The 12602-nt window shown below is 62.6% G+C and carries 10 protein-coding genes; all 10 read left to right on the forward strand.

What is annotated here, in order from left to right:
* Nucleotides 1-19: 19 nt before the first annotated feature.
* Entirely contained in the window at nt 20-1432 is a 1413-nt protein-coding gene (locus FF098_RS14080; RefSeq protein WP_155141687.1) for a Mur ligase family protein, read from the forward strand.
* Nucleotides 1429-2616 carry an FtsW/RodA/SpoVE family cell cycle protein gene (locus FF098_RS14085; protein WP_155141689.1) on the forward strand — a complete coding sequence of 396 codons (1188 nt, stop codon included), beginning with the start codon at nt 1429-1431 and terminating at the stop codon, nt 2614-2616. Before FF098_RS14080 ends, FF098_RS14085 begins: the two co-directional genes overlap by 4 nt.
* A gap of 82 nt (nt 2617-2698) precedes the next feature.
* On the forward strand, nt 2699-3802 hold the full coding sequence (gene murG / locus FF098_RS14090) for an undecaprenyldiphospho-muramoylpentapeptide beta-N-acetylglucosaminyltransferase (RefSeq protein WP_155141691.1): 1104 nt from the start codon (nt 2699-2701) through the stop codon (nt 3800-3802).
* Between the two features lie 71 nt (nt 3803-3873).
* Nucleotides 3874-5280 carry a UDP-N-acetylmuramate--L-alanine ligase gene (murC, locus tag FF098_RS14095; protein ID WP_166426569.1) on the forward strand — a complete coding sequence of 469 codons (1407 nt, stop codon included), beginning with the start codon at nt 3874-3876 and terminating at the stop codon, nt 5278-5280.
* Nucleotides 5280-6176, forward strand: coding sequence for a UDP-N-acetylmuramate dehydrogenase (murB, locus tag FF098_RS14100; protein WP_155142072.1), 897 nt, complete (start codon nt 5280-5282; stop codon nt 6174-6176). The genes murC and murB overlap by 1 nt, the downstream gene beginning before the upstream one ends.
* A complete protein-coding gene (locus FF098_RS14105; protein ID WP_155141696.1) occupies nt 6173-7105 on the forward strand; it encodes a D-alanine--D-alanine ligase in 933 nt (310 codons plus the stop codon). Before murB ends, FF098_RS14105 begins: the two co-directional genes overlap by 4 nt.
* Nucleotides 7093-7965, forward strand: coding sequence for a cell division protein FtsQ/DivIB (locus FF098_RS17740; protein ID WP_155141698.1), 873 nt, complete (start codon nt 7093-7095; stop codon nt 7963-7965). The genes FF098_RS14105 and FF098_RS17740 overlap by 13 nt, the downstream gene beginning before the upstream one ends.
* Before the next feature lie 19 nt (nt 7966-7984).
* Nucleotides 7985-9307, forward strand: coding sequence for a cell division protein FtsA (gene ftsA / locus FF098_RS14115; protein WP_155141700.1), 1323 nt, complete (start codon nt 7985-7987; stop codon nt 9305-9307).
* A gap of 95 nt (nt 9308-9402) precedes the next feature.
* Nucleotides 9403-10593 carry a zinc-dependent alcohol dehydrogenase gene (locus FF098_RS14120; RefSeq protein ID WP_155141702.1) on the forward strand — a complete coding sequence of 397 codons (1191 nt, stop codon included), beginning with the start codon at nt 9403-9405 and terminating at the stop codon, nt 10591-10593.
* A gap of 167 nt (nt 10594-10760) precedes the next feature.
* The gene (gene ftsZ, locus FF098_RS17745) at nt 10761-12371 is read left to right on the forward strand and encodes a cell division protein FtsZ (RefSeq protein ID WP_155141704.1); all 1611 of its coding nucleotides are present in this window, start codon (nt 10761-10763) and stop codon (nt 12369-12371) included.
* The last annotated feature ends 231 nt before the right edge of the window (nt 12372-12602 follow it).

The following is a 12602-nucleotide window of genomic DNA, read 5'->3' on the forward strand; positions in this document are numbered from 1 at the left end:
CCGGGAGTAGTAAGTCCAGATGATTTCGTTGCGTGCGTATACTGACAAGGCTGTCGGCATCTATGGTGCCGGGTCTGCCGGCCTGTCTGCCCATGCGGCCTTTGCCGCAGCGGGTGCGCACCCGTTCTTCTGGGACGAGAACGAGCAGGTGCGCGAGCGCGTCAGCGCTGCCGGTATCAAGTGCACCCCGCCAAAGGACTGGCCGTGGGAAGAGCTCGCCGTCATCGTGCCGGGCTTCTCGACACGCTCCGGTTTTGTGCGGGCCACCCGCATTCTCGGCCTTGCCGCCGAGCACAAGGTGCCGGTCAAAAGCGATGTCGATCTTTTCGCCGAGGCGATGGCGGCACGGCCGGAAGCCGAGCGCCCGCGCGTCGTCGGCGTCACCGGCACCCATGGCAAATCCGTCACTGCCGCGCTGATCACCCATGTGCTCAACGCTTCCGGTCATGACGCCTGGCTGGGCGGTACGGCGGGCGACAGCGTGCTGAACCTGCCGGAAGGCGGCGCGACGACGACCTATGTGCTGGAGATCCTGCCGCAGACGCTCGCCTTCACCCGCCAGCTGCGCTGCGATGCCGGGGTCCTCCTGAACCTCACCGCCCTCGATGTGCGCTACTTCAAGACACCGGACAAGGCGGTGCGTGCTGCGACCCGCATCTTCCGCAACCAGAGAGATGACGACGCCATGGTGATCGGCGTCGACGATGCACTGAGCCAGAAGATCTGCACCGCCATCACGGCGAGCTTCAACACCGGAGACAATATCATCGCCGTGTCGGGCGAGGCGACGCTGGGTCTCGGCGTCTTTTCCCTTGATGGCCGCGTCTTCGATGCCCGCTCCGACAAGACCGCTAGCCTCGGCACCATCACCCGGGCCCCCGGCATTTTCGGCTCCCACTTCAATCAGGCAGCAGCGGCAGCCTACGCCGTCTGCCTGCATCTCGGCCTGACCGCGCCGCTGATCACCCGTGCCGTCACTTCATGGCCCGGCCTGCCGGGGCGGCTGTTCTGCATGGGCGACCATGAGGAGACCGTCTTCTTCGACGACGGGGCTTCGAGCTGGCTGCTCTCGACCATCGCCGCGCTCAATGCCGGTGAGGACATCATCTGGATCGGCGGCGGGGAACACCGCCAGCGCGACTATGCCCGCCTGCGCGAGGCTGGCGATGGCGTGCTCAAAGCCTTTCTCTATGGCGAGGCGGCGCAGCCGATCGCCAAGGCAACCGCCCGCACCTTCGACAGCGTCATCTGCGCCAGCCCCGAAGAGGCAATCCGTGCGGCGGTGAAAGAAGCCAAGCGCCTTGCCGAGGAAGAAGATATTGCCATGCCCATGGTCCTGTTCTCGCCCGGCTGCCCGGGTACGGGGCAGGGCGCGAACCAGGCGCTCTTTACCCGGATCGTCCAGTCCCTGATCGAGAGTGACGCCGCATGAACACGCTCACCGCCTATATCTCAGACCTGCGCCTGACCTCGCGCGATTCCATGTCGGCGCTCGGGCGCTGGTGGTGGTCGATCGATCACTGGCTGCTCTATGCGACTGGCGCACTGATCCTGATGGGCATCGTCCTGTCCTTTGCGGCGGGGCCTGCCTCTGCCATGCGCATCGGCATCGAGAACACCAATCATTTCATCATCAAGCACATGATGTTCATCGTCCCCGCCATCGGGTTGATGATCATGGTCTCTTTCTTGACGCCGCTACAGGCGCGCCGGGTCGGTGTCATTGTCTTTGCCGTGATGCTGGCGATGATCATTGCCGCGCTCCTGTTCGGGCCGACCATCAAGGGCGCCAATCGCTGGCTGCCGCTGGGGCCCATCGGTATCCAGCCATCGGAATTCGCCAAGGCGGGCTTCGTCATCGCCGCAGCATGGCTGATGGCCGAAGGCGCGAACGCGAAGAAATTCCCCGGCGGGCTGTTGGCGCTCGGCTGCTATGCGATGTTTGCAGGGCTGCTCATCGCCCAGCCGGATTACGGCCAGTGGGCGCTCGTCACCGCTGTCTGGGCGATCATGTTCTTCATCGCCGGGTGGAGCTGGTTCTGGATCATTGCGCTGGGCTGCACCGCCGTCGGTGCGCTCTATATGGGTTATCTCTACGCGCCCCATATCGCCTCGCGCATCGACACCTTCCTCAATCCCGCCTCCGGCGACACCTACCAGGTCGACAAGGCGGTCGAAGCGATCCGCAATGGCGGGGCCTTCGGCCATGATTTCGGGCAGGAGCCGGGCGCGGCCGCCGATGCGGTCAAATACCAGCTGCCGGATTCCCATACGGATTTCATCTTTGCCGTTGCGGGGGAGGAGTTCGGCTTCTTCCTCTGTCTTGTCATCCTCGCGCTTTACGCGTTCTTCGTCTGCCGCGCCTTTATGCTTGCCGCGCGCAAACAGTCGGTCTTCATCCAGACAGCGGTCTGTGGCCTCGCCGCGACGATCGGCCTGCAGGCGATCGTGAATATCGGCGTGAACCTGCGCGTCCTGCCTGCCAAGGGCATGACGCTGCCGTTCATCTCCTATGGCGGCTCGTCCATGCTGGCGACCGGTCTCGCCATCGGCTTGATCCTCGCGCTGACCCGCAAGCAGCCCGGCCATATGAGTCGCCGGGAAACGCTGGCTTAATTCTGACTCTTCATGCTGAAACCTTGATGCTGCCAAGAAACTGCCCTTTAACGGGGTATTCTGGCCATTAAAGGAGAAATGCATGGTCGATATCGAGGGCAGGCGGGCACTGATCGCCCTAGCGGCGGGCGGCACCGGCGGACACATGTTCCCGGCCGAGTCGCTGGCAGAGGAGATGAAGCGCCGCGGCTGGCGCGTCCTTCTGTTCACGGATGAACGCGGCATGCGCTTCGGCGAGAGCTTTCCCGCAGACGAGATCGTGACCCTGCAAGCCGCCAATCCGAATGTGCCCGGCGCCATTGCCAAAGCCAGTGCCGCTCTCGCCATGACCGGCGGCATGATCACCGCGCTGCAGGCCTATCGCAAGCACAAGCCCAGCATCGCTGTCGGCTTCGGCGGTTATCCGTCAGCACCGGCCATGGTCGGCGCGCGCATCATGAAAGTGCCTTACGGGGTCCATGAACAGAACGCCGTCATCGGCCGGGTCAACCGGCTGGTCGCGCCGCAGGCAAGCTTCGTCGCCCATGCCTTCCCTATGCTGGAGCGCTTGCCAATCGGCATGAAGGGCGAGGTGATCGAGACCGGTAACCCGGTGCGTGACGCGATCCGCGCCGTCGCCAGCAGTCCCTATCCCGACGCGACGGGCAGGCTGAACCTGCTCGTCTTCGGCGGCAGCCAAGGGGCGAGTCTCTTCTCTCGCATCGTGCCCGACGCGCTTGCCGCCCTGCCGGAGGAGCTGCGCCAACGCCTAAGCGTTACCCAGCAGGTGCGCGACGAGGAGAAGGAGCAAGTGGCCGCGACCTATCAGGGAGCGGGGATCGAGGCTGACCTCGCACCCTTCTTCAAGGATATTCCGGACCGGCTGACGGCTGCCCATCTCGTCATCGCCCGCTCCGGCGCATCGTCGGTGACGGAGCTGGCCACCGTCGGGCGCCCGTCCATCCTCGTGCCGCTCGGCATCGCCATGGACGATCACCAGACCGGCAATGCTTCGGTTCTCGTCGGGGCAGGCGGTGCTGACATGATCCCAGAGGGCAAGTTCAAGGCTGAAACGCTTTCCACAAGGCTCGCCGAACTCTTGACCGATCCGGGCCGACTGGCGCAAATGGCTGCTGCCGCCTCGACAATCGCGCCGGAACAGGCGGTTTCGCGCCTCGCCGATATCGTCACCCGGCTCGCCCGCTAGACGAAATCCTGTACACTGTACCCGATAGATAAAGAGAAGACCTTTTCATGAGTGACTCCCGCAAGATCAAGATCAGGCTGCCATTCTCAGCGGGGGTGGTGCATTTCGTCGGCATTGGCGGCATCGGCATGAGCGGCATGGCAGAGGTGATGCACAATCTCGGCTATGAGGTTCAGGGATCTGACATTGCGGAGTCGCCTAATATCGAGCGCCTGCGTGAAAAGGGCATGACGGTCCTGATCGGCCATAAGCCGGAGAATATTGAGGGCGCTGACGCGGTCGTTGTCTCGACCGCGATCAGGCCGTCCAACCCGGAGGTCGCCGCCGCCCGCGCCCGCCATATTCCGGTCGTGCGCCGCGCCAACATGCTGGCCGAGCTGATGCGCCTGAAATGGAACATCTGCGTTGCCGGCACCCATGGCAAGACGACCACGACCTCGATGATCGCGGCACTTTTGGATTCGGCAGGGCTCGACCCGACCGTCATCAATGGCGGCGTCATCAATGCCTATGGCACCAATGCGCGCCTCGGCGAGGGCGACTGGATGGTGGTCGAGGCCGATGAGAGCGACGGCACCTTCATCCGCCTGCCGACGACCGTCGGTGTCATCACCAATATCGATCCGGAGCATCTCGACCACTATGGCGGCTTCGACAAGCTGCGCGCCGCCTTCGACCAGTTCATCGAGAACACGCCTTTCTATGGCTTCGGCGTCGTCTGCCTCGACCACCCGGAAGTGCAGGCGCTGGTCGGGCGCATCACCGACCGCCGCCTGATCACATACGGTATGAACCCGCAGGCCGATGTGCGGGCGGAGAATATGTCGTTCACGGAAGGGAAGGCGCATTTCGATATCGTCTTCCGCAAGCGCGGCTCGGTCGAAAGCCGCATCGAAGACGTGCAGCTGCCTATGCCGGGCCGTCACAACGTGCTGAACGCGCTCGCCGCCGCCATCGTCGCGCGGGAGGTTGGTGCCGACGACGACGCGATCCGCAAGGGCTTTGCCAATTTCAATGGCGTCAAGCGCCGCTTCTCGCTGGCCGGTACCTGGAACGGCATCACCATCATCGACGATTACGGCCACCACCCTGTGGAGATTTCTGCCGTTCTCGCCGCCGCCCGCACGGTGTGTGAGGGCAAGGTCATCGCCGTCCTCCAGCCGCACCGCTATACCCGCCTGCGTGACCTGTTCAACGATTTCTGCGCCTGCGTGAACGATGCCGATACGGTCATCGTCTCCGACGTCTATCCCGCCGGCGAGAACCCCATCGAAGGCTTCGACCGCGATACGCTTGTCGCCGGGATCACCGGGCGCGGCCACCGCGATGTCATCGCCATGGAGAACTGGGACGATCTCGCCGCGCTCGTTCAGGGCAAGGCAGAAGCGGGCGACTATGTCGTCTGCCTCGGCGCCGGGGACGTGACCAAACATGCCGCAGGCCTGCAAGGCCGCCTAGAAGCGCTGGAGACGGCATGATGCTGAGCGAAAACGACCTGCCAGAAGTTCGCGGGCGCTACATGTTCGGCACGGCCATGGCCAAGGTGACGTGGTTCCGCGTCGGTGGCCCGGCGGAGGTGATGTTCATGCCCGCCGATGAAGATGACCTCTCGCATTTTCTCAAAGATCTCGATACGGACATTCCGGTCATGCCCATCGGCGTCGGCTCCAACCTGCTGGTGCGCGATGGCGGGCTGAAGGGCGTCGTCATCCGCCTCGGCGGCCCGTTCGCCAAGGTCGAGACCGACGGCCTGCGCGTCACCGCGGGGGCTGCAGCTTTGGACGCTACTGTCGCCAAGAAGGCTGGCGCGGCAGGCATTGCGGGCCTCGAATTCTATCGCGGCGTGCCCGGCACGATCGGCGGGGCACTGCGCATGAATGCCGGTGCCTATGGAGGCGAGACCAAGGACGTGCTGGTCGAAGCCGTCGCGCTCGACCGGCAGGGCAATCGCCACGTCTTCTCCAACGTTGATATGGGCTTCACCTATCGCAATTCGACCGCGCCCGACGAGATGATCTTCATCGAGGCGACGTTCGAGGGCCGCCCCGGTGACCCGGACGAAATCGCCGCTGCCATGGACGACATCATGGCAAAGCGCGAGCAGACCCAGCCGATCAAGGAGCGTACCGGCGGCTCTACTTTCAAGAACCCTGACGGCCACAAGAGCTGGCAGCTGATCGACAGCGTCGGCGGGCGCGGGCGCGTCGTCGGCGATGCGCAGTTCTCCGAGCTGCACTGCAACTTCCTCATCAATCGCGGCAGCGCCACGGCGGCTGATCTGGAAGACCTCGGCGAGAGCGTGCGCGCCGATGTGAAGGCACATCACGGCGTCGACCTGCACTGGGAAATCAAACGCATCGGAGAGCGAGCATGAGAGCCAAGAGAGTTGCCGTCATCATGGGGGGCTGGTCGCCGGAGCGCGACGTCTCCCTCGTCTCCGGTCGCGCCGCCTGCAAGGCGCTGGAAAATCTGGGCCACAAGGTCAAGACTATCGATGCGAAACGCAATCTCTGCGACCAGCTGCTGAACATCTTCCCCAGCGAAGTGCCGGACATCGTTTTCAATGCCCTGCATGGCGAGTGGGGCGAGGATGGCTGTGTTCAGGGCCTGCTGGAAGTCATGGGTATTCCTTACACTCATTCCGGCGTCCTCGCCTCCGCGCTCGCCATGGACAAGGAACGCGCCAAACAGGCGCTCGCCGCCGCAGGCCTGCCAGTGCCGGGCGGTCATCTGATCACCTCGCCGGAGGAGTTTGCGGCGATCGACATCGAGCCGCCCTATGTGGTCAAGCCGAACGCCTCCGGCTCCTCGGTCAACATCTTCATCATCCGCGAGGGCGACAACCGCAAGATCACCGACCTGATCAAGGATCCTGCGGCCTTTGCCGAGGGTATCCTGGTCGAGCCGTATATCCCGGGGCGGGAGCTGACCGTTGCCGTCATGGGCGACCGCCCGCTCGCCGTCACCGAAATTATCGCGCATACGGATTTTTACGATTACGAGGCGAAATACGCCGATGGCGGCTCGTCCCATATCGTGCCCGCCGACCTGCCGCCGGAGATCACGCAGGCCTGCCTCGACATGGCGCTGAAGGCCCATCAGGTCCTTGGCTGCCGCGGCGTCTCGCGCACCGATTTCAGGTTTAATGAATCATTAGGCATTAACGGTCTGTTCATCTTGGAGCTTAATACTCAGCCCGGTCTGACACCCACCTCCCTCGCGCCCGAACAGGCGGCTTCCGTCGGGATTTCCTTCGAGGAGATGGTGGACTGGATGATCGGAGATGCGTCGTGCCGAAGGTAAGTGGCAAGAAGACTTCAAAATCGGGGAAAGGCAGAACGGGTAGGGGCCGCAAGGCGGCGCCACCGAGCCTGTCCGAACGGATCAGCGGCTTTTTCAGCCGGCTGATGCATGTCGTCGTGACTTACACGGCGGTCTGCGCCGTGGGCCTGATTATCATCGTCGCCCTGATGCTGTTCGCCGGCGGCTATTTCGTTAATTTCGGTGGACGTGTCGTCGACCTGACCAAGGACATGACCGTGGCTGCCGGGCTGAAGGTGACCAAGATCACCTGGGCCGGGGCGACCCAGACAGCCGACTATGAAGTGATGGATGCGCTGCTGAACGATTCAGAAGCCGCGATCCTCAATCAGTCGATCGTACACTTCTCTCCCTCTCGCGCGAGGGCAAAGGTCGAAAGCCTCGGCTGGGTGCGCGATGCCGCCGTCACGCGGCTCTATCCGAACACGATCCACGTTTCGATTTCAGAGCGTATCCCCGCTGCTCTGTGGGAAGGTGAGGGGCTGTTGCACCTCATCGACCGTGACGGTGTCGTCATCACCCAGGTCGGTGGTCATCAGTATACTGGGCTTCCCCTGATCACCGACACCCCCGACCCGTCAAAGGCAAACGAAATTCTCGCCGTTCTCGGCTCCCATCCGCAGCTGGCAGCCCGGATTGCGACGCTGCGCCATCGCGGCGGGCGGCGCTGGGATCTCGGCTTCCGTAACGGCTTCGTCGTGATGCTGCCGGAAGACAATTACGCTGCCGCGATCGAGAAGATCAGCGTGCTGGAATCAGAGGGCAAGCTGTCGGCCACCATGGAAAAGCTCGACCTGCGCCTGCCCAACGCCGTCTACTACGTGCCCAAGAACGAGACCTAGAACAGGACACGATCCCCTCATGTTGCGCACCCTGAACACATCGCGGGCGAAAGCCTTTTCCGGTATCAGCCTCGACAACGGCATCACCGGCGTCATCGATATCGGTACCTCCAAGGTTTCCTGCTTCATCATCCGCAATGGCCTCGGCTCGGTCGACGGCCCGGAAATGGAAGTCATCGGTGTCGGCCACCAGGCAGCTGCCGGTGTGGGCGAGGGCGGCCTCGTCGAGCTTGCCGCCGACAGCGCCATCCGCGCCGCCGTCGACAAGGCAGAGCGCATGGCCGGTGAACGGCTCGAGGCCTATCACATCGCCATCTGTTCGCGGCACATCGCCTGCCGCCGCGTTGCGGTCGATCTCGACCTCGATGGTGTCGGCGTCGCGCAGGAGGATATCGATGCCTGCTTCAAGGAAGGCTCGCGCCTTGCCGCAGCCAGCAACATGGTGCCGCTGCATATCTGGCCGTCGCGCTTTACCATCGACGGCGTCGGCGGCGTGCGCGACCCTCGCGGCATCGAGTGCGAAAACCTGTCCGTCGAAATGGTTTCGCTATCCGCCTCGGCGACCGCGATTAAGGCGGTGAAAGCCTGCCTCGACCGCTGCAATCTGAAACCGGCCAGCTTCATCGCCGCGCCCTATGCCTCGGCCCTTGCCGTGCTGCATGAGGAAGAGCTCGACATGGGCGTCCTCTGCCTCGACATGGGCGCGAACCTGACCGGCTTTTCGATCTTTCGGGATGGCGCGCTCGTCTTTGCCGGTGCCGTACCCGTCGGCAGCGATCACATCACCCGCGACATCGCCCTTGGGCTCGGCATCTCTCGCGACGCGGCTGAGCGGCTGAAGACCGTCCACGGCACAGCCTGGTGCGTGCCGGGTGACGAGGGCCGCCTTATCGACCTGCCGCAGGATGCCGGTGCGCGCGACGCGCATATTCCGGTCACGGAACTTGCAGGCATCATCGGACCGCGCTTCGAAGAAACACTGAAGCTGGTCTTCGAGCGGATCGGCAAGGCTGGCATCGACATGCGCCGCATTCACCGTACTGTCCTGACTGGCGGCGGCAGCCAGCTCAGTGGTGCGGCAGAGATGATGGAAGCCCTGTTCAAGGTCCGCGTCCGCACCGGCCGGGCGATCAACCATTATGGCGCACCGGAGGCGGCGAGCGGTTCCGCCTTCGCTGTCTGCTCCGGTATGGTCGGGCATCTGGCGACACAGCCCGACACGCGCACGGCACCTAAGACACCGCTGATGACAGGCCATCTCAATGGCCATGAGGCGGAAATACCCACGCTGCCCGGTGGTATCATGGGGCGTGCAGTCAACTGGCTGCGCGTGAATTTCTGACAGAGTTCTAATCATTGCCCTTGGTTGCAGGGGGAACGACACTGCCACTGGCCCGTTAGCGTTGTGAAACGCCAACAGCCTAGAGGAGCAGCCCCATGAAAGCCGTCGTCTTTCACGGTGTCGGCGATATCCGCCTCGACACCGTTTCCGATCCAGAGATTTCCGACAGCCGCGATGCGATCGTGCGTATTACCAACAGCGCCATTTGCGGTACCGACCTTCACTTCGTGCGCGGCACGATGGGCGGGCTGAAGGAAGGCCAGATCCTTGGGCATGAAGCCATCGGCATCATCGAGGAAATCGGCAAGGGCGTGCGCAATTTCAAACCGGGCGACCGCGTCGTCATCCCCTCGACTGTTTCCTGCGGCGGCTGTTCCTATTGCCGCTCCGGCTATACCGGCCAGTGCGACGAGGCGAACCCCAATGGCAAGCGTGCCGGTACTGCCTTTTATGGCGGGCCGGAAGCCGCCGGCGGTTTCGACGGCCTGCAGGCGGAATATGCCCGCGTGCCCTATGCCAACACATCTCTGGTCCGCCTGCCGTCTTCAGTGACCGACGATCAGGCGATCATGCTGTCTGACATCTATCCCACCGGTTATTTCGGCGCGGACATGGCAGAGATCAGCCAGGGCGACACCGTCGCCGTGTTCGGCTGCGGTCCGGTCGGCCAATTCGCCATCATCAGCGCCTACCAGCTCGGCGCGGGCCGGGTCATCGCGGTGGATGGTCATGAAGACCGGCTGGAGCGCGCCCGGTTCCAAGGCGCCGAAACGATCAACTTCAACAAGGAAGATCCGGTCGAGGCGATCGTCGAACTGACAAACGGCATCGGCGTCGACCGCGCCATCGATGCCGTAGGTGTCGATGCGGAAGTGCCCAAATCCGGTCCTGCCAAACAGGAACCGCAGCATGACATGGTCGCACAGATCGTCGACGAGTCCGGCCAGGACGGAAAGCTGTGGAAGCCGGGCGACGGACCGATGATGGCGACCAAATGGGCCGTCGATGCACTGGCCAAGGCCGGTACATTGTCGATCATCGGCGTCTATCCGCCCAACGACAATTTCTTCCCCATTGGGCAGGCGATGAACAAGAGCCTGTCGGTCAATATGGGCAACTGCAATCACCGCAGCTACATCCCGCATCTCATCGAGATGGTCGAGCGCGGCAATGTAGATCCGGCGAAAATCATCACTCAGGAAGAAGAGATCGTCGATGCGATCACGGCCTATAAACAGTTCGATCAGCGCAAGTCGGGCTGGGTCAAGGTCGAGTTGGAGGTTTGACGCAAAAGTCCACCCCCGGAATTTGCTCCGTTTACAGTTTTGCGGGCGGCAACCTGCCCGCGAATCTGCTTAACTTTTCATAATGGTAAACGGTCTGTTAACCCTTTGGTAACAGATATAACCGATTGTTTAACCATTAAGTCGAGCCAGGCAGCGGAGCTAATGTAATGCCATTGAATCTCAGTGTACCGACAGTGACCGAGCTGAAGCCGCGCATCTGCGTGATCGGCGTAGGCGGTGCAGGTGGCAACGCGGTCAACAACATGATCGAAAGCCAGCTCGAGGGCGTTGAATTCGTCGTTGCCAATACAGACGCTCAGGCAGTCGGCCTCGCGCTCGCAGAACACAAGATCCAGCTGGGCACGGGCGTGACCAAGGGACTCGGTGCCGGCTCCCAGCCGCAGATCGGCAAGGCAGCGGCAGAGGAAAGCCTCGCCGATGTGATGGCGCTGATCGAAGGTGCCAACATGCTGTTCATCACCGCCGGCATGGGCGGTGGGACAGGCACGGGTGCAGCACCAGTCATCGCGCAAGCGGCCCGCGAAAAAGGCATCCTGACCGTCGGTGTCATCACCAAGCCGTTCCACTTCGAAGGTGCGCGCCGCATGCGCATCGCGGAGGAGGGGATTGCCGAACTGCAAAAGCATGTCGACACGCTGCTGATCATTCCGAACCAGAACCTTTTCCGCGTTGCCGACGACAACACGACTTTTGCCGATGCCTTCGCCATGGCTGACGAAGTGCTGCATTCCGGTGTGCGCGGCATTACCGACCTGATGATCGTGCCTGGCCTGATCAACCTCGACTTTGCTGACGTTCGCACCGTCATGTCTGAGATGGGCAAGGCTATGATGGGCACGGGCGAGGCCGAAGGCGACAAGCGCGCCGCCGATGCCGCCGAAGCCGCTATCTCTAACCCGCTGCTAGACGAAGTATCGATGAAAGGGGCCAAGGGCGTCCTCATCAACATCACCGGCGGCCTCGACATGAAACTGTTCGAGGTCGATGAGGCCGCGAACCGTATCCGCTCCGAAGTTGATCCGGACGCCAATATCATTGTCGGCTCGACCTTCTCGTCGGAGCTGGAAGGCAAGATGCGCGTCTCCGTCGTTGCGACCGGCATCGACGCTGCAGAAAAGCTGAAAGCCCAGGAAGCTGCTGCCGCTCAGGAGGTAAAGACAGAGGCCAAGCCATGGCTCGGCAATATCGCGCCGGTCAAACCGGCCGCTGAAGCGCCTGCTGCTGAAGTTGAAGCCGACGAAGAAGACAGCCTGTTTGCCAGCTCATCCGCTGAGGAAGAAATCGAGCAGACACCGGTACAGGCCCCCACTTCCGTTCAGGCGCCGCAAATCCGCAAGCCTGCCGCGCCGATCCAGCGCCCGGCGGCCCGCACTGCGCCCAGAGCCGAGCCAAAAGAAATCCTGAAGGCGCCTGAGGGCAACCGCGTTCGCGATGTGCATTCCCGCATCATCGAGATGCTGACCGAAGATGAGGGCAAGTCCCATTCCGGTCAGGGTGCCTCGCGCCAGCGCCAGAAATCGAATCCTTTCCATGAGCAGGCCAAGCGCCCTATCCACGGTGCCCTGAACCTGCTGAAGGAAACCTTCGGCGGTCAGCCAGAGCAACCGCCGCGCAGCCGCCGCGCTCAGTCCGAACGCTCACTGCCTGAACGTGCCCAGCCGCCGCGCCGCGAACGCGAGGCCAAGGACCTGTTCCAGGACGAAGACGACAGCGATCTGGAAATTCCGGCATTCCTGCGCCGCAACGGTAGCGAATAGGCTGCTGACAGGCGGAACCGCAGGTTACGATCTCCTGTAAGTAGAGTACTGTGAAAGGGCGTCCGGCACCCTCCGGACGCCTTTTTCAGTTGAAATTGCCTGTAGAAGCACATCATTGGCGCGAAACCGGCGCGTCGTTGTAAGATTACGAAACATACCTTTATTTGTGCATTGCACCCAGACTGGTCATATTCCCTGCGTGGGTAGGGGTAAATTTCAATAGTAATTTTC

The organism is Aquisalinus luteolus (assembly GCF_009712425.2).
In the GTDB taxonomy this organism is placed as follows: Bacteria; Pseudomonadota; Alphaproteobacteria; order Caulobacterales; family Parvularculaceae; genus Aquisalinus; species Aquisalinus luteolus.